Source organism: Athalassotoga sp., from assembly GCF_049965695.1.
GTDB lineage: Bacteria > Thermotogota > Thermotogae > Mesoaciditogales > Mesoaciditogaceae > Athalassotoga.
The window spans coordinates 1-752 of record NZ_JBMFWB010000070.1 but is presented as its reverse complement, the minus strand read 5'-3'; the positions used below and the strand labels follow the sequence as shown (position 1 = coordinate 752).

The window sequence follows — 752 nt, the reverse complement described above, 5'->3', positions numbered from 1 at the left end:
AAAGCGTCAGAAAATCAAAGGGCCTGTAAGAAATGCCCGCATGGAGTTTTCTGTATAAGGTATAATTTCCATTGAATATATTTTCCAGATCTATCCCCGCCGAAATGTTCTTGCTTTCATAACCAATCCCGACTCTTACGTCTGGCGTTGATTGATTCAATACATTGTGCCATAGCGCACCAAATGAAAGTTGACCGTAAGAGATCATCGTTCCTAAATCTACGTTGGATGTCGATTCATAGGTAAGATCTGGATTCAAATTCGCAGCGAGCAAAAATTCGTTGTTTATGCTGTATATTTGAGGAAATACGTATCCGTACCTGTATGTTCCGCCGGCATTCAATTTCAAATCTCCAAAATTAAGCGAAAATGCCGTTGTTCCGAATGCATACACATCAGCAGAAGCATTCAAAGATAGTGTGTTATATTGTGTCAGAATGGATTGTCCCCATAATTGGCCGAAAGCACCGCACGCTATTGCAAAATTTCCAAACCCGTATCCGATTAACGCATCTGAGCCTGTTAGCAAAGAATTACTGCCTTGAAGGTATGGAAGGTAATTCTGTATCAAGTACGCCATAAGAAGTGTTGAATTTCCCGACTGGATCAAAGGCTGAATTTGATTCCAGTTAGATATTGTCTTTAAAGTGGCACTTCCAAATCCTTGACTCATTCCGGCATTGAAATTTGGAAATGAGAAGAAAAAACCCTTTATATTTGCAATTCCTGCAGGATTGTAAAAGATGGCATTT

At 39.6% G+C, this 752-nt stretch carries 1 protein-coding gene; it reads right to left on the bottom strand.

Annotated elements, in window-relative coordinates:
* On the bottom strand, nucleotides 1-752 hold a 752-nt coding region (locus ACP5NR_RS08790; protein ID WP_428006371.1), incomplete at both ends, for a hypothetical protein.